The following is a 24,335-nucleotide window of genomic DNA, read 5'->3' as shown; positions in this document are numbered from 1 at the left end:
AAACGCCCGGAACGGCGTGAGAGAACGGGGAGTGGGCTTCAGGTCGGAAATCAGTCGTCCGCGGGTGCCGCGCTGTCGCCGCTGGAGACGCCCGTCCCGGGGCCGACGTCGATGCCGAGTTCGTCGAGGCGCTCGTCGGGGACGACGCCGTCGACCCACTGGCGTCGCTCGTAGTACTCTTCTTTCATCTCTTCGAGCTCGCATAGCTGCCCTTCGGCGGCCCCCTGTCCGGGGATCGCCTCCTCCCCCTCGATGAACCGCCCCGGCAGCGAGTCGTCCTCGCCGTCGAAGCCGACGAGGTTGTTGTAGTAGCGTTCCAGGGTGTAGATCCGGTCGCCGGTCTCCATGAGCTCCTCTTCGGTGATGTCGCGGCCGGTCATCCCGTTGTACTGTGCGACGTACTCGTCGACGCCCTCCGCGAAGGCGTTGAACTTGCAGATGTCGAAGGAGTCCGAGATGGCGTGGAGGTCCTGAAAGAGCGCGCAGAGCTCGCCCTTGCCCTCCCACTCGGTCGGGTCGACCTTCTCGGGGATCCCGAGGATCTCCGCCGACGGCGTGTAGCCGCGGAGGTGACACGCGCCGCGGTTCGAGGTGGCGTAACCGATCCCCATCCCCTTCATCGCGCGGGGGTCGTACGCCGGGATCGTCTGGCCCTTGACCGCGAGCGAGTTGTCGTGGGCGTCGCGCGCCTCGGCGATGCGGCGTGCACCCTTCGCCAGCAGTTTCCCGAGCTCGGAGTTCTGGTGGGCGATCTCCTCGAGGAGATCGAGCATGTGCTCGGTGTCGCCCCAGTCGAGGGCGTCGTCGAGGTCGTCGAGCTTGCCCTGTTCGGTCATCTCCATGGCCATCGCCATCATGTTCCCGGCCTCGATGGTGTCGATCCCGAGGTCGTTGCACATATCGATCATCACGGCGATGCTGTCGCGGTCGTCGTTCATCGAGTTCGGGCCGAGCGCGAACGCCGACTCGTACTCGTAGGACTCGCCGCGGACGTTCAGTTCTTCGCCCTTCCGCTCGTAGGTGACCTCGGTCTCCTTCTTGCAGGCGACCGGACAGGAGTGACACGTCGGTTCGTCGACGAGGATGTTCTCGCGGACGTTCTCGCCGGAGACCTTCTCGGCTTCGATGTTGGGTTCGCTCGGATCCTCGTCGGCCTCCGAGTGCGTCGAGGTGTATCGTCCGTTTCTGGTCGGCAGGCCGTCCATCTCCTCGGTGAGGTTCATCAGGACGTTCGTGCCGTACAGCGACAGCCCACCCTCGTTGGGGCCGGTGACGTCGGACTCACGGATGAGCTGCATCGCCTGCTGGTAGCCCTCGGTGAACGTCTCGGGCTCGGCGGGCTTCGGCATCTTCGTGCCGGATTTGATGACGACGGCCTTCAGGTTCTTCGAACCCATCACGCAGCCGGTGCCGCCGCGGCCCGAGGCGCGGTCGTCCTCGTTGATGATGCAGGCGTACTTCGTGCCGTTCTCGCCGCCCGGCCCGATGGCCATCGCCGAGAGGTTCTTGCCGAACTGGCCGTCGTGTTCCGCCTCGATGGTGTCCATCGCCTCGTGGACGCCGAGCCCCCACAGCTCGGAGGCGTCACGAAGTTCGACCTCGCCGTCCTCGACGTAGGCGTACACCGGCTCGTCGGCCTGCCCCTCGAAGAGGAGACCGTCGAAGCCCGCCCACTTGAGCCGAGCGCCGGACCAGCCGCCCTGGTGGGAGTCCGTGACCGTCCCCGTCAGCGGCGACTTCGTACAGACGGCGATCCGTCCGCTCATCGGGGCCTGCGTGCCGGTGAGCGGACCGTTCATAAACGCGAGCAGGTTCTCCGGTCCCTCCGGGTCCACGTCGGGACCCTGATCGAACACGTACTTCACGCCGAGGCCGCGTCCGCCGATGTACTTGCGCGCGTCCTCGTCGTCGATTCCCTCGTACCGAACGTCGCCGTCGGTGAGATCGACGCGGGCGACGTGGTCGTTGAATCCTCCAAGATCAGTCATAGTTAATGTCCATAGTTTAGTACGCAGCGAAATCGGTTAGTCGTTGTTGCCATCGGGTAATCGGATTCGGTTACCTCCGTGGACAGTCGTTCGGCGAGCGCCCGATCACCCGTCGAACAGACGACGGAGATTTACCGGATCATCGAGTAAGAGGGCACAATGAGTCAGCCGAGCCCCGAAGTCTACGAGCGGGGGAAGGGGATGGACGCCCACAATCAGGTGATGCGGGAGATCAGGGCCGAAAAGGAGAAGCACTACGACCCGCACGAGCCGACGCGGGTCTGGATCGACGAGGACAACACGCCGGACGGCGTCGTCCAGTCGCTCACGATCATCCTCAACACCGGCGGCTGCCGGTGGGCCCGCGCCGGCGGCTGCACGATGTGCGGCTACGTCGCCGAGAGCGTCGAGGGCGGCAGCGTCGCCCACGAGGCGCTGATGGACCAGATCGACGTCTGTCTCGAACACGAGGCCGAAGCCGCCGAGGAGCCGTCGCCGCTCGTCAAGATCTACACCTCGGGGTCGTTCCTCGACGAGCGCGAGGTCGGCGCCGAGAGCAGGCGGGCGATCGCGGAGACGTTCGCCGACCGCGAGCGGATCGTCCTCGAGTCCCTCCCCGACTTCGTCGACCGCGAGAAGATCGCCGAGTTCACCGACGTCGGCCTGTCGACGGACGTCGCAATCGGACTGGAGACCGCGACCGACCGGATCCGCCACGACTGCGTGAACAAGTACTTCGACTTCTCGGACTTCGAGGCCGCCTGCCAAGAGGTCCGCGACGCCCACTGGGAGGCCGACGGCGTCAGCGCGGGTGTGAAGGCGTACCTCCTGCTGAAGCCGCCGTTCCTCTCGGAGTCGGAGTCGCTCGAGGACATGATCTCCTCGGTCCGGCGATGCGCCGCCGTCGACGGCTGTCACACGGTCTCGATGAACCCCACGAACGTCCAGCGGTACACGATGGTCGACGAGCTGTTCTTCCGCGGCGGCTACCGCCCGCCGTGGCTCTGGTCGGTCGCCGAGGTCTTAGAGGCGACCGCCGACGTCGACGCCATCGTCATCTCGGACCCGGTCGGTCACGGCTCCGATCGCGGCGCGCACAACTGCGGCGAGTGCGACGACAGGGTCCAGACGGCGATCAAGGACTTCGACCGCCGGCAGGACCCCGCCGTCTTCGAGCAGGTCTCCTGCGACTGCGAGACCACGTGGGAGTACGTCGTCGAGGAAGAGACGAGCTACGGGATGCCGCTCACGCGGTAGCGGGCACGCCGTTTCTCCCACCGAGGGCATCGACGGAGCGATAACACAGCTCACTACGGGTATAAGCCCTCAGCGCGCTTCTACAAAGATAGTCAGACGACGTCGCTACCCGAGGTATCGTATCGGAGGCGAGCGCGTGATGATTTGACGAGAGAGTCACAACAATGACCACATTTGAGCACACAATCGAGATCGCAGCGCCCCTAGAGACCGTCTTCGCCTTCGACAGCGATCCGGAAAACTGGCCCCGAACGATGCCCAGCCTGCGAAATCTCGAGATCGTCGAGCGAACGGAGACCGGAGCCCGGATGCGAAGCACCTACAAGCTGCTGGGACGCTCGCTGGACACCGAGCTGGAGATGACGGTGGTCGAGCCGAACGAACGGCTCCACGTCACCGTCGTCGGGTCCGGAATGAATGGCGCGGTCGAGAACCACTTCTCGGCGACCGACGCCGGGACGCAGATCGCCCTCGAGGCCGACTACGAATTCGGCGATTCGGTCCTCGAACGCCTGCTCGAACCCGTCGCGACGCGCTACACGAACCGGCAGTTCAGGACACACCTGCAGAACACGAAGGACCTCATCGAGGCCGAAGTCGCCGCCGAGGCTCCCACCCCTGCCGCAGCCTGAGCCGCAAGCTGGCCCTCCACTGACGTTCCGCTACCCGATTTTCAGAAATCGAAGTCCAAACCCGACTCAGCGAAGTCCAAACCCGACTCAGGCGAACGCGCGCAGGACGCCCTGCCCGTCGACGGTCCGGCCGAGGTCGGGCAACGACGCCCGCTCGGGGTGCGGCATCATCACCGCGACGGTCTCCCGCTCGCCGAGGATCCCGGCGACGCTGCCGCGGGAGCCGTTGGGGTTCGCCTCGTTCGTGACGTTGCCGTCGGGGTCGCAGTACCGGAACAGAACCCGATCTTCGGCGATGAGCTCGTCGTAGCGGTCATCGGAGATCTCGAAGCGCCCCTCGCCGTGGGCGATCGGGATCTCGATCACGTCGCCCTCGTCGTAAGCGGCCGTCCACCGGGTGTCGGCGTTCTCGACGCGCAGGTGGACCGACTCACACTGGAAGCGCGCGCTGGCGTTCGTGGTGAACGCGCCGGGCGTCAGCCTCGATTCGCAGCCGATCTGTGCGCCGTTGCAGACGCCGAGGACGGGGACGCCGTCGTCCGCGGCGTCGCGGACGTCGCCCATAACCGGCGAGCGGGCGGCCATCGCGCCGCCACGGAGGTAGTCGCCGTAGGAGAACCCGCCGGGGAGGACGACGCCGTCGGCGTCCGACGGCAGTCCGTCCTCGTGCCAGACGCGCTCCGCGTCGACCCCGACGTGTCCGAGCGCGCGGACGGCGTCGCGGTCGCAGTTCGACCCGCCGAAGGTGATGACTGCAACGCTCATCAGGCTTCCGCCACCTCGACGTCGTAGTCGTGGATCGTCGGGTTCGCGAGCAGCCGTTCGGCCATCTCGTCGGCCCGCTCGGCCGCGGACTCGGGGGACTCGGCGTCGAGGTCGACCTCGAACTGATCCGCCGAGCGGAGCGCGTCGAGCTCGAAGCCGAGGCGCTCGAGCGCGCGCTTGGTCGTCTCGGCTTCGGGGTCCAGCACACCCCGCTTGAGGCGGACCGTCACCGTCGCGGTGTACGTCGTCATCGAGTGCTAGTGCGCGGTCGTGTGTAAAAGACGTTTTGGAGTGGTTCGGGTATGCACAAACGTGATATCAGTAGGGGGAGACGTCTCAGTGTATGGCATATTCACTCGGATAGAAAGAAATACTTTTAGCCGTCGCGGGATTCGACCCGACCGATGAGACCGCGCGATGCGGCAGCGAGGTGGAAGCGATGACGAACGATCTGACCGAAATCACCGTCGTCGGAGGGGACAAGACGGGACTCGTCGCGAACGTCACGACGCTGCTGTTCGAGCGCGGAATCAACGTCGAAGACATCGATCAGGCCGTCCGCGACGGCGTCTTCCGGATGACGCTGCACGCGGACACCTCCGAGATGGTCTGCACCGAGTCGACGCTGCGGGACGCCCTCTCGGACCTCGGCGCGGACCTCGGCGTCGATATCCGGGTCCGGTTCCCGACGGACCGCGAGACGCGCCGGATCGCCGCGCTGGTGACCAAAGAGAGCCACTGCCTCGAAGCGCTCCTGCAGGCCCGCGCCGACGGCGGTCTCGACGCCGAAATCGCCGTCGTGATCGGCAATCACGACGACCTCGAACCCCTGGCTGACGCCTACGACGTCCCGTTTGTCGACGTCGGCGACGAGACCGGCGTCCCCGACGAGACGCGCCTGTTAGAGGTGCTCGACGACCACGACATCGATCTCGTGGCGCTCGCGCGCTTCATCCGTATCCTCAGCCCCGAGGTCGTCTTCCGCTATGAGGACCGCATCATCAACGTCCACCCCTCTCTGCTGCCGGCGTTTCCGGGGGCGAAGGCCTACCGGCAGGCGAAAGAGGAGGGCATCCGGATCGCGGGCGTCACCGCCCACTACGTCACTACGGACCTCGATCAGGGGCCGATCATCACCCAGCGCGCGTTCGACGTCCCCGACGACGCTTCCGTCGAGGAACTCCGCGAGCGCGGCCAGCCGCTCGAAGCGGAGGCGTTCCTCGAAGCCATCCAGTTGCACTTAGACGCCGCCGTCTCGTCGCACCGCGGCCGAACCAGCCTCCGCGAGAGCGCCGACGCCGACGACTACCAGCTCGGGCTCTCGGGAGACGCCGAGGCGGCCCAGCCCGACGGCCCGGTCGACGACCTCGATGCGGCGCTCCGGAACGCGCCCGAGTCGCCGTCGGTCCCGGACCCGGCCGACGACTGATACGGTCGGGGCACGCCGACCCGTTTAGAGACCCACGGGACCGCGGTGATGAGGCCTTTCTAGAGGTCGCGGACGCGAGCGACCGCGTCGTCGACGGCGGGCGCATCGAACCACTCGGTGTCCGTGTAGGCGTTCGTTCCCGCGGCGTAGAGGTCCGAAACCGCGTCGAGGACGTCCGCCGGGAGCGTCTCGGGCGAGCGCTCACAGAGCGTCCGCCAGTCGGCGACGCCCTCCGCGCGCGCCCGCGACTTCGCCGCCGACACCGCGTCGACCCACTCGGGGTCGGTCCGCTTGTAGTACTGCCGGACGACCTCCTTGGAGACCTCCTGTCCACGGTAGGAGAAGCGGTTCTCGTCGAACGTGCCGACGACGTCGGCGACCTTTATCGTGCCGTCGTGGTACAGACACTCGATCTTGCCGTCCTCGTGGACGAACCCGGCCGACTCGGCGCGGCGGTTCAGCGCGTCGTTCACCGCGAGGGCGAGGGCTTCGAGCTCTGCGAGGTCGGCGACGCCGGCGATCAGGTCGGCCTCCTCGCGGGAGAGATAGCGGTCCTGCTCTTCGTACTTCGTGGAGAACTCGACCACCGGCTCCGGGAGGTCGACGACCTCGTCGGGCCACTCGCCGGCGTCGGCCTCGAGGCCGTACTCGTCGGCGTCGACGCCGTAGGCCGCCGGCGATCCCCGAGAGCGGAGACTCGACCCCACGGGGACCGTGTTCCGGAAGACGACCTCCAGCGGGATCAGGTAGTTCTCGCCGGCGGCGGCGTGGTAGGCGTCGTAGTCGTACTCGCCGTCACCGAGGTACGGGAGCTCCGGCACCTGCGTGAGCGCTATGGCCATCTCCGTCGGCGGCTCGTCGCACTCGGCGAGGGGAACGGGACCGGTGTTGTCGCCACCTGCGGCGGCGTTCTCGCTGTCCGCCGGGTAGACGCCCGCGTAGTGCGTCGGGACGCCGTCGTCGGCCAGCAGCTCGAAGTTGTACGCGCCCATCGTACACAGCGACGCCCCCTTCCGCGGGACGCGGTCGGGCATCTCGCCCCAGTCGAAGACGGAGTACTGGTCGGTGAAGACGAACCGACCCCGCCCGAGTTCGGACGCGGTCGGCTCCGCCTCGACGCGGAACTCCTTGACGCTCGTCATACGCCGAATGGGGTTACCGGCGCACAAGAAGGCTTCCACTCTCGCCGCCACACCCCGCTCGGCGCGTGAACGTCTGGATCGCCGGTACCGCCGGTACGCCCAAGTTTTTGAGTTTCGGCGCCCCGATGGGTGATATGCGCGAGTCAGCGGCGGCGTCCGGCGGCCGATCCGTCTCCGAATCAGGCGCCGACTTCGACTTCGATGTCGTCCCGGAGACGGACCAGTCGTTCGAGAACGCCCTCTCGAAGGCCCGCGCCGGCGATCGCCTGACCGTCGACGACGGGATCGAACTCATCACCACCGGGACCGATCGTCGAGGGATCGATCCCGTCCGCAAAGAGCGAGTCCTCGAGGCCGCGGACAGGCGCCGCGCCGAGGTCGTCGGCGAGGACGTGACGTTCGTCGCGAACCTGAACAACAACGTCACGACCGCCTGCAACACGGGCTGTCTGTTCTGCAACTACAAGGACACCGCCCACCAGTTCGAGACCGCATTCGAGGGCGAGCACGCGGGGTTCACCAAGACGCCCGCCGAGTCGCGATCGATCGTCGAAGACGCGCTCGAACGGGGAATCTACGAGGTGACGTCGGTGTCGGGGCTGCACCCGGCGTTCGCGCTGAACGACGAGCACCGCGAGATCCTCGCGTCGCACGACGATCCCGCCCGCGCGGTCGATTACAAGCCGCCCGAGAGCTACGAGACCGACCCCGGAACGTATGTCGAGCAGCTGCGCGCGATGTCCGTCGGCGGCGTCCACCTCCACTCGATGACCCCCGAGGAGGCTCAGCACGCGCGCCGAGGCACCGACTGGTCGTACGAGGACGTCTACCGGCGACTGCGGGAGGCCGGACTCGACTCCGCGCCCGGGACCGCGGCGGAGATCCTCGTCGACGAGGTCCGAGACGTCATCTGCCCCGGGAAGATCGGGACCGACGAGTGGGTCGCGGCGCTCGAGGGCGCGATCGCGGCCGGGCTGGACGTCACCGCGACGATGATGTACGGCCACGTCGAGAACGCGGCCCACCGGGTCCGCCACCTGAAGGTGCTCCGGGACCTCCAGGACCGCACGGGGGGGATCACCGAGTTCGTCCCGCTGTCGTTCGTCCACGAGCACACGCCGCTGTACGAGCGCGGCGTCGTCGACGGCGGCGCGACCGACGCCGAGGACGAACTGCTCGTCGCCGTCTCGCGGCTCTTTCTCGACAACGTCGAGAACGTGCAGTCCTCGTGGGTGAAGTTCGGCGACGCCAAGGCGCTGAAGCTGCTCAACTGCGGCGCGAACGACTTTATGGGGACGGTCCTCTCAGAGGAGATCACGACCCGCGCCGGCGGCACCTACGGCGAGTTCCGCTCCTTTGCGGACTACGTCGAGATGGTGACGGCGATCGGTCGGCGCCCGGTCGAGCGCTCGACGGACTACCGGACCCGACGCGCGATCGATCCCGACGATCCACCGCACGGCCCGCGGCTCGGCCCGCGTGCGGACGGGACGCCGATACTCGACCCGCGGTCGTCGGCGCCCGGGGCTGCGGGTGCTGACGACTGACGCCGGACGGCGGACACCGGACGAACGACCGATGCGACCGGCAGCGGCCGGAGCCTTATTGTCGTCGGCGACGAACCGCTCAGACAGCAATGAAGGTCGCGCTCATCGGCGTCGGGCAGGCTGGCGGCAAGGTCGCCGACGCCATCTTGGACTACGAGGCGTCGAGCCGGGTGGACTTCGTCACCGACGCCGTCGCCGTCAACTCCGCACGCGCGGATCTGCTCGGGATCCGGCGGATCCCGGTCGAAAATCGGGTTCTCATCGGCCAGTCGCGCGTGAAAGGCCACGGGTGCGGCGCCGACAACGAACTCGGTGTGACGGTCGCCGAGGAGGACATCGACGAGGTGATCGGCGCCGTCGACGACCTCCCGGTCCACGAGGTCGACGCGTTCCTCGTCGTCGCCGGGCTCGGCGGCGGCACCGGTTCGGGCGCGGGCCCGGTCATCGCCCGAGAGCTCTCGCGCCTCTACACGGAGCCGGTCTACGGGCTGGGGATCCTGCCGGGCAGCGACGAGGGCGGGATCTACACGCTGAACGCGGCGCGGTCGTTCCGGACGTTCGTCCGCGAGGTCGACAACCTCCTCGTCTTCGACAACGACGCCTGGCGGACGAGCGGTGAGAGCCTCCACGGCGGCTACGCGAGCCTCAACGAGGAGATCGCCCGGCGGATCGGCGTCCTCCTCGGCGCCGGCGAGGTGTCGGGGTCGGCGGTCCCGGAGTCGGTCGTCGACGCCTCGGAGATCATCAACACGCTCGCCGGCGGCGGCGTCTCGACGATCGGCTTCGCCAACTCGCGGCTCGACCGCGCGCCTCGGGGGCTGTTCGGCCGGCGAGAGGCCGCGCCCGACGAGACCGAGGTCCTCAACCGGATCACCACCGCCGTCCGCCGGGCCACGCTCGGCAACCTGACGCTCCCGGCGAACCCCAAGAGCACCGAGCGCGCGCTGGTCGTCGTCAGCGGCCCGCCGCAGTATCTCAGCCGGAAGGGCGTCGAAAGCGCCCGAAAGTGGCTCGAAGAGGAGATCGGGACGATGGAGGTCCGCGGCGGCGACTACCCCGTCCCCGAGTCGAACTACGTCGCCGCCGTCGTCGTCCTCTCGGGCGTCACCGACGTGCCCCGCATCAAAGAGCTCCAAGAGATCGGCGTCGAAACGCAAAAGAACCTCGAAGCGCGCGCCGCAGAGCGCCCGCAAGCGCTCCGCGACCTCGTCTGGGAGGGCGACGGAGAGATCGATCCGCTGTTCTAGCTGGGGATGATGGTCACGACGCACGTGGCCGCCGGACTGCTCCTCGCGGTGCCGGTGGCGTCCGTTACCCCGCAGTTCGCGCTCCCGGCGGCGATCGGTGCCGTCTTCGGCGGCGTCGCGCCGGATCTCGATCTCCTCGTCGGCGTCCACCGCAAGACGCTGCACTTTCCCGTCTACTACTCCGCGCTGGGCGTCGCATCGGGGGCCGCCGCGGTGGCTTCGCCGGGTGTGGTTTCGGTCACCGTCGCGCTCTTTTTCCTCGCCGCGGGGCTGCACTCGATCTCCGATTGGTTCGGCGCCGGCGGCGAGCTCCGCCCGTGGGACCGCACCTCCGATCGGGCCGTCTACGTACACCCGTTCCGACGGTGGCTCCGTCCGCGCTATCTCGTTCGCTACGACGGCGCGCCCGAGGACCTGCTGCTCACGGTCGTGCTGGCCGCGCCCGCGGCGGCGGTCTTCGACGGGTGGCTGCGGGCGATCATCGTCGCCGGCGTGGCACTCGCGGCGGCCTACACGGTCTTCAGGAAACGGATGCCCGAGTGGTTCGGGATCTGATCCCTATGCTCAGTCGCTCTGCGCCCCGTCGCTCAGCGTGGTACCCACGGTGAGCGGCGCGTCGCGACGAGCGACCCCCCGCAGTCGTTCGCCGTGGACGCCGTCGTCGGTGATCGCGTCGACGACTCGCTCTGGGAGCCACGGATGATTCGCCCTCGGCGTCGCCGCCGGTCGGCCGCCGAAGCCGTCTCGGCGGATCGGATCGGGGAGATACCGGTCGTACACCGGCAGTCGCTCGTACAGCGGGACCCCGGCGTCGTCGGCGAGGTCAGCCAGTTCGTCGAGCGCGGGCCACGCGTAGTCGGGGTTGACGTAGTCGTCCGTGACGGGCGAGACGCCGCCGAGGTCGTCGACGCCGCAGTCGAGCAGCTCGGCCGCGGGAGAGAGGTTCGGCGGCACCTGTACCGACACCTCCTCGGGGAGCGCCGCGCGCGCCATCGCGACGACGCGGCGCATCGCTTCCACCGAGGGTCGCTCGAAGTCCGAGCGCTCGTTCGGGACGACGTTCTGCACGATCACCTCTTGGACGTGGTCGTAGCGCTCGTGGAGGGCCGCGATGGCGAGGAGGCTCTCGGCGCGGTCGCGCCACGTCTCGCCGATACCGACGAGGATTCCCGTCGTGAAGGGAACGCCGACCTCGCCCGCGGCGCGTATCGTGTTCAGCCGCTGCCCGGGCGTTTTCCGACGCGTTCCCGAATGGGCGCGCACGTCCGCTGTCGTCTCTAGCATCACGCCCATACTCGCGTTGACCGGGGCGAGTCGCTCGAAGTCGGCCTCGGTCAGATCGCCCGGGTTCGAGTGGGGAAGCAGGCCCGCTTCGAGCGCCATCTCACAGCAGTCGCGGAGGTAACCGAGCACGCCGTCGTACCCCCACTCGGCGAGTTGGTTGTGGACGGCTGTGTAGCGCTCGTCGGGCGCGTCGCCGAAGGTGAAAAGCGCCTCCGTACAGCCGGCGTCGGCACCCACGCGGAGTCGCTGCCGGACCTCCTCGGGCGACAGCAGCGCGGCCTCGCCGGGCACGTCGTAGTAGGTGCAGTACGTGCAGGTGTAGCGACAGGCGGTCGTCAGGGGCAGGAAGACGTTCCGCGAGAAGGTGAGTTCGGCGGCCGACTCGACGTCGCTAGGGCCGACCGAGAGCAGCCGATCGACGGCCGACTCCTCGAGCTCGATGTCGATACCGTACTCGGCGGCTGCGGGAAACATCGTGCGAACGCTTCGACCGCGGCCGACAAAAACCGTTGTCCTCGCTCCCCGTCGCCGCCGTGAGTTTATATACGAATACGCGGGCAGAGGCCCTATGACGTAGGAGCCGCCCCGCGTCGCGTCGCGGTTGTTCGGCACACCGACGCGGGGACCTGAGGGAAATCTGCCGACTGTTCGCCACATTCGCCGTCTACGGCCATTTGTCTCGGTCGACTCGTCTGCAGCCGTTCGTCTCGTTCGACCCCGTCTACGACCGACGGACGCCGACGCGCCCGTCCCCGTCGGCGTCGACCACGAAGCCGGCATCGCAGAGCCACTCGCGAGCCTCGCCGCGGCCGTGTAACAGCACTTCTGCGAGGTCGGACGGTTCGTCGATGTCGACGGCGAGCCGCATCGAGTCGACCGTCTCGACGGAGAGCCCCACCCTCGCTGCGATCTGTCGGTGATCGCGGTCAGATGCGCCGTGGTAGTCGACCGAGAATCTCGGGTCCCGGACGACGAGGGCGTTCGTCCCGCCGCCGAGTCCCGGTGCGACCGCGACATCGCCGCCGACGCCGAAGAGCCGGCGGAGCGCCGTCGGCGTCGCAAGCGCGAGGTCTGCCATCACGACCGCGACCTCGCTCTCCCCACGCTCTCTCAGTCGATCGAGCGCGTCGTTCACCGCCGGCGTCAGCGGCCGCTCGTCGACCGTCACGGACACCGCGTCGGGCGCGTTCGATCCCTCGAAGAGCGTGCTATCGGGAGCGTCCGGAACGAGTAGCTCCGGCGCTCCGCCGGCCTCGCGGACGGCTCTGAGAACGTCGCGAAGCATCGCCCGCGAGAACTCGCGGCGTTCGGACTCGGAGAGCGCCGGGGCGAGCCGGCTCTTCGGGTCGCGATCGGTGTAGGGGACGAACACGCGCATCGGAAACGGGTGACGGGGGGGTCTCAGCCGAGTTTGTCGTGGCCCTGCCGCTGGGAGCGCCAGTACAGGACGCCGCCGACGAGGAGCCCGATGACGACGAGCCCGCCGACGCCGTAGAGCGCGAGCCGCATCCGCTCGTTCGACTGTCTGGTCTGTTCGGCCCGCTCCTCGGCCTGCCCGGCGAGGTCGATCGCGAGGGTGAACTCCTCGCCGTCGTACGCCTCGATCGCGTTCTGTAGCCGTCGGTCGGCCTCCGCGTCGTCTACCGCTTCGACGGCCGTCGCGGCCTCGTCGATGGCGTTGCGAGCCTCGCGGCTATCTTCCGTGTAGGGCGTCGCACTCCACGTGTCGATCTCGTTGGTCGACCCGCCCTCGCGCGTCTGTTCGAGGGCCATCACGGTGAACGACTGCGGCGGATCGTACGTGAAGTCCGTCACCTGCGGGACGGTCCCGGTGATCTCGACTTCGACCTCGCTCGTCCCGTCTGCAGTCGAAACCTGTGCGCCCGAGAACGTCTGCCCGTCGAAGGACTCTTGGTCGACCTTCGAGCCGGTCTGGTCGTAGTAGTAGACCGTCCACGTGACGTCGGTCAGTTCGGTGCTCCCTTCGAGCGTCCACTCCTCCAGCGAGGGGTTCTGATACAACTCCGTCAGCGTGACTGTCGCGGTGACCTCGCTTCCGACCTCGGCGTCGCTGGTGACGGTCGCATCCCCGACGGAGACGGCGGCGGCGGGGACCGAAGCGACCGAGAGGACGAAGAGGCAGGCCAGCGCGAGCTTAGAAAAGCGACTCCAGCTCGTCTTCGTCATCGTTTACTAGATTCTCAAGATTGTCTTCGCTCTCCTCTCGAATGTCGTCGATGTTGTCCTGTGTCTCGATTGCGATCTGCTGAAGCTCCTTGATTCGGGGGACGTTCGTCACGCCAGAGAGGAGAATGACGGACGCGACCTTGCCGGAGTCGGGGATCGGGTAATCGCCGCCGCGAACCTCCCTACTGCCGGTTTCCTCCTCGATCCACTTGCGGCCGCGCTCGATTCCTTTCCGATTGAGGTGCTGCGGCGGACCGGCTATCACGAGGAGCGCGCGCTCGGTTCCCTCGATCTCGCAGGGGAGCGTCAGTCGTCCGAGCGCAGCCTTGCGAACAAGCGAGGTGATGCGATTCGTCGTGTGCGCCGTGTCGAGTCCGTCGTCGTCGTTGCCGCCGGTGATTCGCGAGAGCAACCCGCCGCCGGAGGATTTGGTTTCGACGGCTTCGGAGGCGTACCCGACCGTCGAGACGCCGCCGCCGGCGAGCGTGTTGATGATCTCCGAGGAGTCGACGACGCTCTCGGCGACCACGCCGTCCTGTCCGATCTCGCCGGCGCCGAAGAGGACGCCGAAGCGGGTGACGATCTCTTCGTTGATCTCGTCGTAGCCGCTCTGTACCGATTCGCCGGATTTCCGCCAAGCGTCGTTGTCGAAGACGAGGAGGTTGTCGACCTCGCGGACGAACGTCTGGAACGACCGCGCCGCGTTCAGCGTGTAAACCCCTCCCTCCTCGCTGCCCGGCAGGATCCCCAACCCGTAGACCGGCTCCGTGTAGATCCGCTGGAGATGTTTCGCGAGAACGGGCGCACCGCCGCTTCCGGTGCCGCCGCCGAGTCCGGCGACGACGAGGAACGCGTCGATCTCGTGGGTAGGGATGCTGTCCATCGCACCCTGTATCTCGTCGATATCCGCTTCGGCGACTTTCGCGCCGAGTTCGTTGTCGGCGCCGACCCCGTGGCCCTTCACTTCCGATTGGCCGATGAGGACCTGTTGGTCCTCGGGGATGTGACTTAGTCCCCTCAGGTCCATCTTGGCCGAGTTGATCGCGATCGCTGTGCGGACGATCCCGGAACTGTGGCGCTTGTCGTATTCGACGAATTTATCGACGATCTTTCCCCCGGCTTGCCCGAAACCGATCATTGCGAGCTTCATGTGTCGGGTCCCCTCGCCATTGGGTGTATCCCAGTGCAAACGCAGACATAAACCTTGTGATGGCATGAAACCGCGGGGACGGAGAGAAAAAAGAGAAAACCGACACACGGCGCCGGGATGTTAATGAGTCGTTACGACCCGCCGATCCCGCCCTAACGACGTCTTTCTCAGGATTTATATTGGTCCGAGGTGTCAAATCGGCTCCCCAAACAGCGGCTTCGTCTGACGCGCGTCAGTCACGCGGCCGCCGCGGCGTCAGCCGCGCGACCGCCCGCGTGCCCGTTCAGGTACGCCTTCAGCGTTGTCAGTTCACCGATGCCCACGCCGAACGCGTCGACGTCGTTGTGGTCGGTGACGTTATCGAACTGCAGCGACCGGTACTGGTCTTTCCCCATCGGGAACCCCGGAACGAAGTCGAGGACGGAGAGGCCAACCTTCGCGATCCCCATCGGCAGGGGAACGACCGTCGTCGACCGCCCGTCAGAACGGTGGACCAACCGCGCGATCTCCGCCAGCGTGAGTTTGTCGGGGCCGCCGATTTCGTAGACTCGGCCGACGTGTTTCTCGTCTTCGATGGCGTCACCAGAACTCTCCGAGTTCTGGTTGCTTGTCGGACGCGGTCCGAGAACGTCGGCGAGCATCGGCACGAAGTCGCCGACCCAGATGGGCTGAAAACGGGTCTTTCCGCCGCCCGGGAGGATGCTGAGATACGGCGGTGCGAGGAGTTTCGTAAAGGAGATGAACTCGCCTCCCTCGCCGAAGACGACAGAGGGGCGGAAGATCGTGTAGTCGAGTACCGATTCGGTGACGATCTCCTCTGCCTCACCCTTCGCGCGAACGAACGCTGTCGGACCGTCGGGATCAGCCCCCAGCGCGCTTATCTGGACGAGGTGACCGACGTCGTTCTTCTCCGCGGCGCGGACGACGTGTTCAGTCCCCCTGCGATGGATCTCGTCGTGCATCCGGTCGCCGCCGCTCGGTTTGAACAGCGGCGAGAGCGAGACGAGATTGTAGACGGCATCGACACCCTCGAACGCGTCCCGGATTGATCCGTAATCTCTGACATTTCCCATCACTTTGTTGACTCCCTTCGGGAGGTCGTCGCCGCTGGGACTGCGGGACAGCGCTGTCACGTCGTGACCTCGGTCTTTCAGCGCTCGACAGAGCGCGCTTCCGATGAATCCGCTTCCGCCGACGACGAGTACTCTCATACTCGTGATATCTCTCCGTGCCGACGTAAAGCTAACTGCCGACCCTGCCCGGCGTCGCCCGACGCTGCCGCACCCTGTTTATTAACACTCTCTATTCGTAGATAGTAATATTATTATATCTGTGATCAGTGTTATTAAGAAGATGGAGCTATCCAGACGGCGATTGCTCGCGACAGCGGCGAGCGGACTCGGAATCGGATTGCTGGCCGGTTGCGTCGGCGACGCAGACGGATCCGGAGACGGGTCTCGGGACGCCGACGGGGGCGCCGATCGCTCGACGGTGCGGGCGTCGTTTTTCGTCTTCGGAGACGTCGCCGCGGCCGTCGCGGGCGACGCCGTCGACACCGAGTCGCTCGTTCCGATCGGACAGCACGGTCACGGCTGGGAGCCCGGTCCCCGTGTGCGCGAGGAGATTCACGGAGCGGACCTCCTCTTGCACGGTGCCGAGGGGTTCCAGCCGTGGATGGACACCATTCTTACCGATATCGACGCCGACGGGTCTGACGTCACGACCGTCGATGTGAGCGCGGCGGTCGACCTGCTGGGCGCGAGTGATGACCACTCCCATACAGATGGCGACGACCACGCGGGCGAACCCATCGATGAGGACCACGCCCACTCCGAAGAGGAGCACACAGACGACGGCCACGGAGACGACGAGCACCACGATGACACCGACGACGGCCACGAATCGCCAGTGGATCCACACTTCTGGATGGACCCGGTTCGCCTCGGGAACTCGGTTGAGACCGTCCGAGACGGCTTGGTCGACGTCGATTCCGAACACGCGGACACGTACGCGACCAACGCCGAGGCGTTCCGCGAGCGACTGGACTCGTTGCACGGACGTATCGAGTCGGTCGTCGACGGCGCTGCGACGGACGTCCTCCTCGTTGCCGGCCACAACTCGTTCCGGTACTTCCGCGATCGGTACGGGATCGAGATCGAGTCGCTGACCGGCGTGTCACCGGACGATCGACCGACAGCGCGCGATATCGAACAGGCACAGCACGCCATCGAGACGCACGGCCTCAAATACATCTGTGCGGACCCGCTCGAATCTCAACAGGCCGCGACGCAACTCCTCGAGGAGACTGATGCGGAAGACGTCCTGCCGTTGACCGCGATGCCGGGGATGACCGACGAGTGGGTCGAAGACGGGTGGGGCTACCTCGACGTGATGGAGCAGGTGAACGTGCCCACGCTGGAGCGCGCACTGGGGGCGACATGACGGCGACCGAGGTGCAGAGACGGTGACTGCCATCGAGGTCGAGGACGTCACGTACGCCTACGGTGGGCAGCCCGTCCTCGAAGGGATCAGCTTCGACGTCGACGACGGGGAGTTTCTGGGTCTCGTCGGCCCGAACGGTTCCGGGAAGACGACGCTCCTCGAACTGCTGATCGGGCTCCGTCGCCCCGACAGCGGGTCGGTCACGCTGTTCGGGGAGCCGGCGGCGACGTTCGACGACGGGGAGCGGATCGGCTACGTGGCCCAAGACGTCGCGAACGCGAACGGGGAGATGCCGGTGACAGTCGCGGAGGCCGTCCGGATGGGGCGCTACCCGCACCGGCTTTTGGGACGGTTCTCTGATGCGGACCGCCGCGCCGTCGAGGCCGCGATGGAACGCGTGGAGATAGCCGACCTCGCGGATCGTCGCGTCGGCCGCCTCTCCGGGGGGCAGCGCCAACGCGTGTTCATCGCGCGCGCGTTGGCCGGGAACGCGGACCTGCTCGCGCTCGATGAGCCGACGACCGGTGTCGACGCCGAGTCGCGCGAGGCGTTCTACGACCTGCTCTACGAACTGAACGACGGGGGGATGACGATCGTCCTCATCGAGCACGACATCGGCGTCGTCACCACGCACGCCTCCGAGATCGCCTGTCTCAACCGGGAACTGTTCTTCCACGGCAGCCCCGAGGCGTTCGTCGAGACCGACGCGCTGGCGGAGGCGTACGGCGGCGGCCAGCACGTCATCCACCACGATCACTGATGAGCGGACTCGGACTCACCACGTCGACCTCAGTGCTCCAGTTCGTCCCGGCCGCCGATCGCGTGTTGCGCGTCGTCCTCGACGACGGCTGGGGGACGCTCCTCGACGTACTGGCCGCGCTGACCGGCGTCGAGATGCTCGCGCTGCCGTTTATGCAGCGGGCCTACTTGGCGGCGGTCTGTATCGCCCTGATCGGCCCGCTCGTCGGGAGCTTCCTCGTCCACCGCGAGATGGCGATGATCGGCGACACGCTGGCGCACTCGGCGTTCGCCGGCGTCGCGGCCGGCCTGTTTGTCAACAGCGCCTTCGCGCTGACGGTCTCTCCGCTTTTGACGGCGCTGCTCGTCGCGGCCGTCGCCGCGCTCGTGGTTCAGGCGCTGATCGACCACGCGGGCGCGTACCGAGACACGTCGCTCGCGATCGTCCTGACCGGTTCGTTCGCCGTCGGGAGTGTCCTCGTGACCGCCACCGACGGCGGCATCGCGGTCGGCATCAACGCCTACCTCTTCGGTTCGCTCGCGACGGTCTCTCGGACGAATTCCGGCATCCTCCTCGGGATGAGCGCCGTCGTCGGCCTCGTCGTCGCGCTCGCCTACCGGCCGCTCGTCTACGTGACCTTCGACGAGGTCGGAGCCCGGGCGGCCGGCCTCGACGTCGCGCGCTACAACCGGCTGCTCGCTGTGTTGACTGCGGTCGTCGTCGTCGCCGCGATGCAGATTATGGGCGTGATCCTCGTCGCCGCGATGCTGGTGATTCCGGTGGCGGCCGCGACGTCCGTCCGTGGGTTCAAGCGATCGGTCGCAGGGGCCGTTCTCGCCGGACAGGTCGCGACGGTTTCGGGAGTCACGCTGTCGTATCGCTACGATGTCGCCGCCGGCGGAACGATCGTCCTCGCCGCGATCGCGGTCTACGGTGCCGTCAAGATCGGCGGCCGACTCCGCGGTCCGGGATCGACCGGCAGCATCGGTGACTGACAACGACACAGAGGAGTTTTAACGCTCCTCCGCGCCCCTCGAACTATGCTCCTCACGCTCGAGGGACTCGACGGCAGCGGGAAGAGTACGGTTTGGGAGGCGCTCAGAGACCGCTATCCCGACGTGGTGTTCACCCGCGAGCCGACAGACTCGTGGTACGGCGACGCCGTCGCGCGCTCGATGGGCGACGGCGACGCCGACCCGCTCGCGGAGCTCTTCCTTTTCACCGCCGATCACGCCGACCACCTCTCGCGGGTCATCCGCCCCGCGCTCTCGGAGGGATCGGTCGTCGTCTCCGATCGCTACACCGACTCCCGGTTCGCCTACCAAGCGGCGTCGCTCGCGGACTCGTATCTGGCCGGGGGACGCGACCCACTCGAATACATCCAAGAGATCCACGACGCCTTTACCCACCCCCCGGACGCGACGGTCTACCTCGACGTGGACCCCGAGACGGCCGCCGACCGGGCCGGCGCGACCAACAAATTCGAGCACGCCGCGTACCTCGAACGCGTCCGCGAGAACTACGAGCGCCTCATCGACCGCGACCCCGACCGCTTCGTCCGCGTCGACGCGACCCGGCCGCTCCCGGACGTCGTCGAGGTCGTCGAGGACGAAGCCGCGCGGCTACTCGGCGACGAAGTCTGATCCTCGAAGCAGTCGAAACTGAGTACGCCGCCGACCGCTCACTGTCGCTCCGGGAGGTCGTACTCCTCCGGCGGCGGGACGTAGAGCGTGTCGATCGTGAACCCGAGCGCGAGCGGAAGCCCGACGGCGGCCCCGAGGAGCGTGGTCCCGTCGAGGTTCAGCCCCGCGCCGATCGGGAAGACGCCGAAGAAGACGAGCGTCGTCACGAGTAACACGACGGGGATGAGCGTCAGCGAGTAGACCACGTACCCCCACTGCGTCTTCAGTCGGAGGCGGAAGAAGCGGGTCAACACCGCCGCAAAGAGCGTGTGAACCACGAGCACCGCGCCGAACAGGACGAGGCTGACGGCCGAGACCATACCGGCGCTAGGGAGGCCGAGGTCTTTACGCGTTCGCTCCTCGCAGCGGAGTCGTAACCGGGTGTCGTCTGATCAGTCGCAAGGTACAGTACCGCGAGGCGAGCGAATGCGAGCCTCGCGGCCTTTTTTGGTCCCGATTTTTTCGCCTCGGGGTCGCCTCCGTCGACCCCGAGGCGAAAAAAGGTGGGGTTAGTCATCCATCGCGATGTACGTCCGGGTGTCGGTGACGCCCCGCAACCCCTGAATCTCGTTCGAGGACGCATTCAGCACCTCGTACACCTCGTCCGCGTCGGTCTCGACGATGATGTCGTACTCGCCGGCGACGATGTGCGCCTCGGTCACGTTCCCGAGGTCCCCGATCGCGTTGACGAGCCGCTCAGATTCGCCCACTCCGGTCTTCACCATAATGAACGCGTGAACCATACTGTCGCAGTACGGTATGGCAAACCATAGCATTTGTGCCGTTTTCTCGGCGTCGCCGCGGCGGTCTCGCGGCACTGCGGTGCCGAAAGGCCGCTCGGAGAAACATTATTCACGTCCCCCGGCGTAGTCGTGGGTATGCGGTTCGTTATCATTGGTGCCGGTCGTGTCGGGCTCCGGACGGCCAGGGTCCTCAGAGAGGAGGGTCACGAGGTCACACTCGTCGAAAAGGACCGCGACAGGGCCGAGCGAGCCCGCGATTCGGGGTTCGAGGTCGTCGAGGGCGACGGTTCCCGGGAGGACGTCCTCTCGGCGGCCGGGATCGAATCGGCCGACGGTCTCGGCGCGCTCACGAGCGATCTGAACGTGAACTTCGCGGCGTGTTCGATCGCGAAGCACCACCGGACGTGGACGGTCCTCCGCGTCGACGAGGACTACCGCGAGGAGGTGTACGAGAAGTACGCCGACGAGGTCGATCAGGTCATCTACCCCGAGCGGCTGGGCGCGATCGGCGCCAAGAACGCGCTCTTGGGCGGGTCGATCCGCGCGATCGCTGACATCGCTCAGCACCTGCAGGTGGTGCTAATGACAGTCACCGAGACGTCGCCGATGCGCGGGTACACGATCGAGGAAGTCGCGCTGCCGGCGAACTCCCGGATCGTCGCGTTCGGGAAGGCCGACGAGCCGATGGGGCTTCCGCTGTCGGACGACTCACTGGAAGTCGGCGACCGGATCGCCGTGCTGGCGGACTTCGACGTCCTCGAGGAGGTCCGACAACTGATCGTCGGGGAGACGCTCGCGCCCGAGGGAGGCGTCGCCTGATGGTCACCGCCTACATACTGGTCAAAGCCTCGACCGGGGACGTCGATCGGCTGACCTCGGCCATCGACGCGCTCGACGACGGGATCGACAGCGTCAGCGTCGTCGCCGGCGACGTCGACTACATCGTGAAAGTGAACGTCGACGGCCCCGGCGACGTGCGGGAGATCGCCACGTCGATCCACGAGATGTCGGGCATCGAGAACACGCAGACGTACATCGCGATGGAGTGATGCGCGGCGTACGCGGTCACAGACGTTAGCGGGGGACTTCCTCCCCCCGCCGGATCAAAGCGGCGTTCCGCCCCGGCTCCCGCCCGCCGCGTCCGCAGCGCGCTGAACGAGGTGCGTCACCGGCTCCGTGTACTCGTAGCCGGGGATGATCCCCTGCACGTACGTCCCCTCCACGTACTCGGCCGCCGCGACGGCGTCGGCCGCCGCGCGCGAGGCGTCGAGATCGGAGATCCGCACGCGAACGACGACCTCGCTGCCCGCCCGCTCGACGTCGACGGCCGGTTCGTCGCCGCGTAGCGCGCCGCCGACGTCCTCCAGTCGGAGCGCGAGCGTCTCGAACCAGCCGTCCTCGACGACGTCGGCCACCGGTTCCTCGGTGACGGCGTCGAGCGCGGGCGCGCGAATCGTCGCGTCGAAGACGACCGCGCCCCCGTCGCCTCCGATATCGACGCGCCCGTCGAAGACGGTCGTCACAACGTCGTAGCGCCCGTCGGCCCGGTCCGCCAGCGACTCGTGGCGGTCGGCCGCGCGCCGGCCCCGTTCGATTGCACCGCTGTCTCCTCGGTCTGCGTCGCGATGGCTCATCGTCTCAAGGAGGGTCCGACGCGACAAAAGCGTCCCGCGTTATCGTCGCGTTTGCCCCCGATTTGCTCGCGTGCAAAAGCGTCACTAATATGACTCTCTCCGCCGCGTGCGGCACGCTTAAGTGCCTTCCAGCCTTCGCTTCACTTGACGCTTCGTCTGGAGGGCCGAAGCGTCAGCGGGGACCAATTCAGGGCGGCAGCGGCCGTCCGGGCCGTTCCCGGACGGCTGCTACCTTTTCAGAACACCGCGCGCAGAGCGGGAGCGCCGTTCGCCACCGTCTCACCGCCGTCGACCTCTCGCGTCGGCAATTCGAGCGATTGAAGTACTCACCCGGACAGGTATGCCGTATGAAGGACCAAGGACGTTCCAAGCGGAAGCGGACCGGCGGTCGGCTCCGACGATCGCACGACAAAAAGCGCCACCAGCTCGGCCGAGAGCCCGCCGAGACCACCGTCGGCGAACCGCGGTTTCAGATCATCGACTCCCGCGGCAACAACCGGAAGGTCCGCGCGCTCTCGACCGATATCGCCCAGGTCGCCGTCGACGGCGACGTGACTGAGGGCACGATCGAGAACGTCGTCGAGAACCCCGCGAACGTCAACTACGCGCGGCGAAACATCATCACCAAGGGCGCGGTCATCGAGACGAGCGAGGGTCGCGCCCGCGTGACGTCGCGACCGGGCCAGAGCGGCCAGGTCAACGCGGTTCTCCTCGACGAGTAGCCGTTCGGTCGTTTTTCCGATCCCGCCCCTGTACCGCGTTCCCGTGGATCGCTCAGTACTCTAGTAGCGTTTGCAACTGTTTGCGCATCCGATCGCACGCGGTCTTGCGATCGAGTGTGCAATGACCTGCAAACGCTACTACTGAATGCCAAAGGACAAACGTCGCTCTCCCGTACCCTCAGGTAATGAGCGAGTCAGGAGACACGGACACGGGTCCGAAAATCACGGTCGCAGTCGTAGATAAGACGCATGCGAACGAAATCCCGGATAACATCGATTCTGACCTATATACGACAACGAGACCGGAGTCATCGCTGGTCGAGTTTGCGGTTGACCCTGACGGTGAGTTGGCAGAGGCACTCAGGCGGAACGGGTTTGACGCGTGACGTGAACTACCGCTGATCTACGACATCGTCGCCGGCGCGGCGATCAGGGCGTCGGCGCGGCCTTCTGCAGTGCGGTTTCGGCGATGTTCCCGCCGTAGTCGGCGCTTCGCGAGACCGAGTCGACGATGAGTCCGAGCAGCTGCGCGCGCGCGGGATCAAGCTCCCGAAGCAGCTCGTCGACCTCGCGAGCGCGCTCGTCGATGGCCTGTACGGACTCGCGCGCGGCGTTCGCGAGGCGGGTCGCCTCGTCGCTGTCGTCCGTGAAGAGCGCGTCCATCCCGTCGTCGATGATCGAGTGCGACTCCTCGTGCAGTTTGTACAGCGCCTCGACGACCGACTCGGGGACGGGCTTTTCGAACTCCAGTGTGAGGTGGGCGATCTTGGTCGCGTGGTCGGCAATGCGTTCGAGCTGGCGCGCCGCGGACTGGTAGTCGAAGCAGGCCTCGCGGGAGACGCCGAGTTCCTCGGCGGCTTTCGGGGTCCTGAGCGTCGAGCGGAAGATGCGGGAGACGACCATCCACAGCCGGTCGACGTCGTCGTCGCGCTGGATGACGTCCCGGGCCATATCGGTGTCGAGTTCCGCGAGCGCGTCGATCGCGTCGCCGAGCATCGACAGCGAGATGAGACGCATCCGCCTGACGGCGGTGTGGATCGAGAGCTCCGCCGAGTCGAGAAGGTCCCGGATGACGACCTTGTCCCGCGTCTCCTCGAGGACTTCGAGGCCGACGAGGCTCTGTGTGGCCTTCCGGATCGTTCGCCGCTGATCGGTCGTGATCCGCGAGCTCTCGAGTGAGATGATGTCGAAGCCGCTTACGTACATCGTCATCACCGCGCGCGTGAGTTCGTCGCCCTCGAGATCGGTTACGTCGAGGACGCCCTCGGTCCGTTCGTCGCCGTTCGAGGGCGCCAGAAAGAGCGAGTCGCCCTCGGGGTAGAACTCGACGACGCTCCCGGCGGAGACCTCGTTTTCGGTCGCCCACTCTTTCGGGATCGACACCGTGTACGTCGAGCCCCCGGTGACCTGCACCTTCCGCGTTTCCACCATACGCGACCTTGCGAAGCTCCGAATATAAACTTGGTCATTACTATATAGTGGTCTCGTCGCCGTTTCCAGAGTGGACGTCCGAACACGAACTATCGCCGTGTCTCGGTATGGGTTGTCTTGTCTCGGTATGGGTTCCCTACGGTCGGTGCCTAGTCCCACATCAGGAACTCGGGCGTCAGTAACCACCTGCGGTCGATTCGACGGTTCTCCACGGATACACCGAGCCGTGGTATTTTCGCTCCCCGTGAATCGGTACCGACTCTCTCGTGTGCGGTGTGGAGAAGTATAGATCACTATGATTACTATATAGTTCT

At 66.7% G+C, this 24,335-nt stretch carries 27 protein-coding genes; 14 read left to right on the top strand and 13 right to left on the bottom strand.

The window, feature by feature from the left end; all coding sequences use genetic code 11:
• Window positions 1-50: 50 nt before the first annotated feature.
• Window positions 51-1,988, bottom strand: a complete 1,938-nt coding sequence (locus tag ACT3HL_RS16340; protein ID WP_445087821.1) for an aldehyde ferredoxin oxidoreductase C-terminal domain-containing protein — start codon at window positions 1,986-1,988, stop codon at window positions 51-53.
• Window positions 1,989-2,147: 159 nt separating this feature from the next.
• On the opposite strand from ACT3HL_RS16340, the gene ACT3HL_RS16335 reads away from it, so the two are divergent.
• Together ACT3HL_RS16335 and ACT3HL_RS16330 are read left to right on the top strand one after the other, a co-directional pair.
• Window positions 2,148-3,245, top strand: coding sequence for an archaeosine biosynthesis radical SAM protein RaSEA (locus tag ACT3HL_RS16335; RefSeq protein ID WP_445087820.1), 1,098 nt, complete (start codon window positions 2,148-2,150; stop codon window positions 3,243-3,245).
• A gap of 164 nt (window positions 3,246-3,409) precedes the next feature.
• Window positions 3,410-3,877: an SRPBCC family protein gene (locus ACT3HL_RS16330; RefSeq protein WP_445087819.1), complete on the top strand. Its 468-nt coding sequence runs from the start codon at window positions 3,410-3,412 to the stop codon at window positions 3,875-3,877.
• An 87-nt stretch (window positions 3,878-3,964) separates the two neighbouring features.
• Here the strand turns inward: ACT3HL_RS16330 and purQ are convergent, their stop codons facing one another.
• Together purQ and purS are read right to left on the bottom strand one after the other, a co-directional pair.
• Complete coding sequence (gene purQ, locus ACT3HL_RS16325) at window positions 3,965-4,642, bottom strand: phosphoribosylformylglycinamidine synthase I (protein WP_445087818.1); 678 nt, start codon at window positions 4,640-4,642, stop codon at window positions 3,965-3,967.
• On the bottom strand, window positions 4,642-4,893 hold the full coding sequence (purS, locus tag ACT3HL_RS16320) for a phosphoribosylformylglycinamidine synthase subunit PurS (RefSeq protein WP_445087817.1): 252 nt from the start codon (window positions 4,891-4,893) through the stop codon (window positions 4,642-4,644). The genes purQ and purS overlap by 1 nt, the downstream gene beginning before the upstream one ends.
• Window positions 4,894-5,081: 188 nt before the next feature.
• Here purS and ACT3HL_RS16315 point away from each other — a divergent pair, with 188 nt between their 5' ends.
• Complete coding sequence (locus ACT3HL_RS16315; protein WP_445087816.1) at window positions 5,082-6,071, top strand: formyltetrahydrofolate deformylase; 990 nt, start codon at window positions 5,082-5,084, stop codon at window positions 6,069-6,071.
• A gap of 59 nt (window positions 6,072-6,130) precedes the next feature.
• Here the strand turns inward: ACT3HL_RS16315 and ACT3HL_RS16310 are convergent, their stop codons facing one another.
• Window positions 6,131-7,213 carry a phosphoribosylaminoimidazolesuccinocarboxamide synthase gene (locus tag ACT3HL_RS16310; protein ID WP_445087815.1) on the bottom strand — a complete coding sequence of 361 codons (1,083 nt, stop codon included), beginning with the start codon at window positions 7,211-7,213 and terminating at the stop codon, window positions 6,131-6,133.
• 134 nt (window positions 7,214-7,347) lie between these two features.
• On the opposite strand from ACT3HL_RS16310, the gene cofH reads away from it, so the two are divergent.
• The 3 genes from cofH to ACT3HL_RS16295 all read left to right on the top strand — a co-directional run bounded on the left by cofH (window position 7,348) and on the right by ACT3HL_RS16295 (window position 10,562).
• The gene (gene cofH / locus ACT3HL_RS16305) at window positions 7,348-8,760 is read left to right on the top strand and encodes a 7,8-didemethyl-8-hydroxy-5-deazariboflavin synthase subunit CofH (protein WP_445087814.1); all 1,413 of its coding nucleotides are present in this window, start codon (window positions 7,348-7,350) and stop codon (window positions 8,758-8,760) included.
• An 89-nt stretch (window positions 8,761-8,849) separates the two neighbouring features.
• Window positions 8,850-10,007 carry a tubulin/FtsZ family protein gene (locus ACT3HL_RS16300; RefSeq protein ID WP_445087813.1) on the top strand — a complete coding sequence of 386 codons (1,158 nt, stop codon included), beginning with the start codon at window positions 8,850-8,852 and terminating at the stop codon, window positions 10,005-10,007.
• A gap of 6 nt (window positions 10,008-10,013) precedes the next feature.
• On the top strand, window positions 10,014-10,562 hold the full coding sequence (locus ACT3HL_RS16295; RefSeq protein WP_445087812.1) for a metal-dependent hydrolase: 549 nt from the start codon (window positions 10,014-10,016) through the stop codon (window positions 10,560-10,562).
• A 9-nt stretch (window positions 10,563-10,571) separates the two neighbouring features.
• Here ACT3HL_RS16295 and cofG read toward each other — a convergent pair whose 3' ends face one another.
• The 5 genes from cofG to ACT3HL_RS16270 form a co-directional block, all read right to left on the bottom strand.
• Entirely contained in the window at window positions 10,572-11,765 is a 1,194-nt protein-coding gene (cofG, locus tag ACT3HL_RS16290) for a 7,8-didemethyl-8-hydroxy-5-deazariboflavin synthase subunit CofG (RefSeq protein WP_445087811.1), read from the bottom strand.
• A 247-nt stretch (window positions 11,766-12,012) separates the two neighbouring features.
• The gene (gene cofC, locus ACT3HL_RS16285) at window positions 12,013-12,669 is read right to left on the bottom strand and encodes a 2-phospho-L-lactate guanylyltransferase (RefSeq protein WP_445087810.1); all 657 of its coding nucleotides are present in this window, start codon (window positions 12,667-12,669) and stop codon (window positions 12,013-12,015) included.
• 23 nt (window positions 12,670-12,692) lie between these two features.
• The gene (locus ACT3HL_RS16280; protein WP_445087809.1) at window positions 12,693-13,478 is read right to left on the bottom strand and encodes a hypothetical protein; all 786 of its coding nucleotides are present in this window, start codon (window positions 13,476-13,478) and stop codon (window positions 12,693-12,695) included.
• The gene (locus ACT3HL_RS16275; RefSeq protein ID WP_445087808.1) at window positions 13,447-14,628 is read right to left on the bottom strand and encodes a tubulin/FtsZ family protein; all 1,182 of its coding nucleotides are present in this window, start codon (window positions 14,626-14,628) and stop codon (window positions 13,447-13,449) included. The genes ACT3HL_RS16280 and ACT3HL_RS16275 overlap by 32 nt, the downstream gene beginning before the upstream one ends.
• 236 nt (window positions 14,629-14,864) lie before the next feature.
• Window positions 14,865-15,839 carry an NAD(P)H-binding protein gene (locus tag ACT3HL_RS16270; RefSeq protein ID WP_445087807.1) on the bottom strand — a complete coding sequence of 325 codons (975 nt, stop codon included), beginning with the start codon at window positions 15,837-15,839 and terminating at the stop codon, window positions 14,865-14,867.
• A gap of 142 nt (window positions 15,840-15,981) precedes the next feature.
• On the opposite strand from ACT3HL_RS16270, the gene ACT3HL_RS16265 reads away from it, so the two are divergent.
• The 4 genes from ACT3HL_RS16265 to tmk are packed head-to-tail and all read left to right on the top strand — an operon-like array spanning window position 15,982 to window position 19,452.
• Window positions 15,982-17,070 (top strand): metal ABC transporter solute-binding protein, Zn/Mn family, encoded by a 1,089-nt coding sequence (locus ACT3HL_RS16265; RefSeq protein WP_445087806.1) that lies wholly within the window; start codon window positions 15,982-15,984, stop codon window positions 17,068-17,070.
• A 22-nt stretch (window positions 17,071-17,092) separates the two neighbouring features.
• Window positions 17,093-17,830, top strand: a complete 738-nt coding sequence (locus ACT3HL_RS16260) for an ATP-binding cassette domain-containing protein (RefSeq protein WP_445087805.1) — start codon at window positions 17,093-17,095, stop codon at window positions 17,828-17,830.
• The gene (locus ACT3HL_RS16255; RefSeq protein WP_445087804.1) at window positions 17,830-18,804 is read left to right on the top strand and encodes a metal ABC transporter permease; all 975 of its coding nucleotides are present in this window, start codon (window positions 17,830-17,832) and stop codon (window positions 18,802-18,804) included. Before ACT3HL_RS16260 ends, ACT3HL_RS16255 begins: the two co-directional genes overlap by 1 nt.
• Window positions 18,805-18,849: 45 nt before the next feature.
• On the top strand, window positions 18,850-19,452 hold the full coding sequence (tmk, locus tag ACT3HL_RS16250; RefSeq protein ID WP_445087803.1) for a dTMP kinase: 603 nt from the start codon (window positions 18,850-18,852) through the stop codon (window positions 19,450-19,452).
• 38 nt (window positions 19,453-19,490) lie between these two features.
• Here the strand turns inward: tmk and ACT3HL_RS16245 are convergent, their stop codons facing one another.
• Both ACT3HL_RS16245 and ACT3HL_RS16240 read right to left on the bottom strand, forming a co-directional pair.
• Window positions 19,491-19,811 carry a hypothetical protein gene (locus tag ACT3HL_RS16245; RefSeq protein ID WP_445087802.1) on the bottom strand — a complete coding sequence of 107 codons (321 nt, stop codon included), beginning with the start codon at window positions 19,809-19,811 and terminating at the stop codon, window positions 19,491-19,493.
• A 189-nt stretch (window positions 19,812-20,000) separates the two neighbouring features.
• Window positions 20,001-20,234, bottom strand: coding sequence for an Lrp/AsnC ligand binding domain-containing protein (locus ACT3HL_RS16240; RefSeq protein ID WP_445087801.1), 234 nt, complete (start codon window positions 20,232-20,234; stop codon window positions 20,001-20,003).
• A 135-nt stretch (window positions 20,235-20,369) separates the two neighbouring features.
• Here ACT3HL_RS16240 and ACT3HL_RS16235 point away from each other — a divergent pair, with 135 nt between their 5' ends.
• On the top strand, window positions 20,370-21,053 hold the full coding sequence (locus ACT3HL_RS16235) for an FAD-dependent oxidoreductase (RefSeq protein ID WP_445087800.1): 684 nt from the start codon (window positions 20,370-20,372) through the stop codon (window positions 21,051-21,053).
• On the top strand, window positions 21,053-21,283 hold the full coding sequence (locus ACT3HL_RS16230) for an Lrp/AsnC ligand binding domain-containing protein (protein WP_445087799.1): 231 nt from the start codon (window positions 21,053-21,055) through the stop codon (window positions 21,281-21,283). The genes ACT3HL_RS16235 and ACT3HL_RS16230 overlap by 1 nt, the downstream gene beginning before the upstream one ends.
• A 54-nt stretch (window positions 21,284-21,337) precedes the next feature.
• On the opposite strand, the gene ACT3HL_RS16225 is transcribed toward ACT3HL_RS16230, so the two are convergent.
• A complete protein-coding gene (locus ACT3HL_RS16225; RefSeq protein WP_445087798.1) occupies window positions 21,338-21,868 on the bottom strand; it encodes a DUF5813 family protein in 531 nt (176 codons plus the stop codon).
• A 347-nt stretch (window positions 21,869-22,215) separates the two neighbouring features.
• On the opposite strand from ACT3HL_RS16225, the gene ACT3HL_RS16220 reads away from it, so the two are divergent.
• Window positions 22,216-22,590 carry a 30S ribosomal protein S8e gene (locus tag ACT3HL_RS16220; protein WP_445087797.1) on the top strand — a complete coding sequence of 125 codons (375 nt, stop codon included), beginning with the start codon at window positions 22,216-22,218 and terminating at the stop codon, window positions 22,588-22,590.
• Between the two features lie 185 nt (window positions 22,591-22,775).
• Window positions 22,776-22,976, top strand: coding sequence for a hypothetical protein (locus tag ACT3HL_RS16215; RefSeq protein WP_445087796.1), 201 nt, complete (start codon window positions 22,776-22,778; stop codon window positions 22,974-22,976).
• A gap of 43 nt (window positions 22,977-23,019) precedes the next feature.
• Here the strand turns inward: ACT3HL_RS16215 and ACT3HL_RS16210 are convergent, their stop codons facing one another.
• Window positions 23,020-24,021, bottom strand: coding sequence for a PhoU domain-containing protein (locus ACT3HL_RS16210; RefSeq protein WP_445087795.1), 1,002 nt, complete (start codon window positions 24,019-24,021; stop codon window positions 23,020-23,022).
• Between the last annotated feature and the right edge of the window lie 314 nt (window positions 24,022-24,335).

It is taken from the genome of Halobellus sp. GM3 (assembly GCF_052545375.1).
This window is presented reverse-complemented; position numbering and strand designations above follow the sequence as displayed.

Coding starts and splice junctions, on each gene's coding strand:
- purS (WP_445087817.1), bottom strand. CDS start 4,893: ATGACGACGTACACCGCGACGGTGACGGTCCGCCTCAAGCGGGGTGTG.
- ACT3HL_RS16235 (WP_445087800.1), top strand. CDS start 20,370: ATGCGGTTCGTTATCATTGGTGCCGGTCGTGTCGGGCTCCGGACGGCC.
- cofC (WP_445087810.1), bottom strand. CDS start 12,669: ATGCGCGTGTTCGTCCCCTACACCGATCGCGACCCGAAGAGCCGGCTC.
- ACT3HL_RS16295 (WP_445087812.1), top strand. CDS start 10,014: ATGATGGTCACGACGCACGTGGCCGCCGGACTGCTCCTCGCGGTGCCG.
- ACT3HL_RS16330 (WP_445087819.1), top strand. CDS start 3,410: ATGACCACATTTGAGCACACAATCGAGATCGCAGCGCCCCTAGAGACC.
- purQ (WP_445087818.1), bottom strand. CDS start 4,642: ATGAGCGTTGCAGTCATCACCTTCGGCGGGTCGAACTGCGACCGCGAC.
- ACT3HL_RS16255 (WP_445087804.1), top strand. CDS start 17,830: ATGAGCGGACTCGGACTCACCACGTCGACCTCAGTGCTCCAGTTCGTC.
- ACT3HL_RS16310 (WP_445087815.1), bottom strand. CDS start 7,213: ATGACGAGCGTCAAGGAGTTCCGCGTCGAGGCGGAGCCGACCGCGTCC.
- ACT3HL_RS16275 (WP_445087808.1), bottom strand. CDS start 14,628: ATGAAGCTCGCAATGATCGGTTTCGGGCAAGCCGGGGGAAAGATCGTC.
- ACT3HL_RS16225 (WP_445087798.1), bottom strand. CDS start 21,868: ATGAGCCATCGCGACGCAGACCGAGGAGACAGCGGTGCAATCGAACGG.
- ACT3HL_RS16280 (WP_445087809.1), bottom strand. CDS start 13,478: ATGACGAAGACGAGCTGGAGTCGCTTTTCTAAGCTCGCGCTGGCCTGC.
- ACT3HL_RS16300 (WP_445087813.1), top strand. CDS start 8,850: ATGAAGGTCGCGCTCATCGGCGTCGGGCAGGCTGGCGGCAAGGTCGCC.
- cofH (WP_445087814.1), top strand. CDS start 7,348: ATGCGCGAGTCAGCGGCGGCGTCCGGCGGCCGATCCGTCTCCGAATCA.
- ACT3HL_RS16335 (WP_445087820.1), top strand. CDS start 2,148: ATGAGTCAGCCGAGCCCCGAAGTCTACGAGCGGGGGAAGGGGATGGAC.
- ACT3HL_RS16240 (WP_445087801.1), bottom strand. CDS start 20,234: ATGGTTCACGCGTTCATTATGGTGAAGACCGGAGTGGGCGAATCTGAG.
- ACT3HL_RS16245 (WP_445087802.1), bottom strand. CDS start 19,811: ATGGTCTCGGCCGTCAGCCTCGTCCTGTTCGGCGCGGTGCTCGTGGTT.
- tmk (WP_445087803.1), top strand. CDS start 18,850: ATGCTCCTCACGCTCGAGGGACTCGACGGCAGCGGGAAGAGTACGGTT.
- ACT3HL_RS16215 (WP_445087796.1), top strand. CDS start 22,776: ATGAGCGAGTCAGGAGACACGGACACGGGTCCGAAAATCACGGTCGCA.
- cofG (WP_445087811.1), bottom strand. CDS start 11,765: ATGTTTCCCGCAGCCGCCGAGTACGGTATCGACATCGAGCTCGAGGAG.
- ACT3HL_RS16315 (WP_445087816.1), top strand. CDS start 5,082: ATGACGAACGATCTGACCGAAATCACCGTCGTCGGAGGGGACAAGACG.
- ACT3HL_RS16265 (WP_445087806.1), top strand. CDS start 15,982: ATGGAGCTATCCAGACGGCGATTGCTCGCGACAGCGGCGAGCGGACTC.
- ACT3HL_RS16340 (WP_445087821.1), bottom strand. CDS start 1,988: ATGACTGATCTTGGAGGATTCAACGACCACGTCGCCCGCGTCGATCTC.
- ACT3HL_RS16220 (WP_445087797.1), top strand. CDS start 22,216: ATGAAGGACCAAGGACGTTCCAAGCGGAAGCGGACCGGCGGTCGGCTC.
- ACT3HL_RS16230 (WP_445087799.1), top strand. CDS start 21,053: ATGGTCACCGCCTACATACTGGTCAAAGCCTCGACCGGGGACGTCGAT.
- ACT3HL_RS16270 (WP_445087807.1), bottom strand. CDS start 15,839: ATGAGAGTACTCGTCGTCGGCGGAAGCGGATTCATCGGAAGCGCGCTC.
- ACT3HL_RS16210 (WP_445087795.1), bottom strand. CDS start 24,021: ATGGTGGAAACGCGGAAGGTGCAGGTCACCGGGGGCTCGACGTACACG.